At 40.2% G+C, this 261-nt stretch carries 1 pseudogene; it reads right to left on the bottom strand.

What is annotated here, in order from left to right:
• Positions 1 to 134: 134 nt before the first annotated feature.
• Positions 135 to 261: pseudogene (locus SB658_RS25015) on the bottom strand (CamS family sex pheromone protein); the annotation flags it as partial.

Below are 261 nucleotides of genomic sequence, written 5' to 3' on the forward strand. Positions count from 1 at the left end.
TCCGCTTAGAAATGATATGTGTTTTCCTGTTAATTCCTAATTATACAAATATCTTAACATACCTCATTCCTCTCTCCAACGATATTCACACTAAAAAACCCTTGCTCATACAGAAATGAACAAGGGCATCTTGGTTAATCGTAAATATGGACGGTCGGTTCTTTGTCACCCGCATTGCGGACGATCAGCGCTTCCTGCCCGTCAGACGAGGTAATGTTAATTTCGACATCAACTGAGCCTTTTGAATAATAATCCATCAGC

The organism is Bacillus sp. SIMBA_008 (assembly GCF_046535495.1).
In the GTDB taxonomy this organism is placed as follows: Bacteria; Bacillota; Bacilli; order Bacillales; family Bacillaceae; genus Bacillus; species Bacillus subtilis.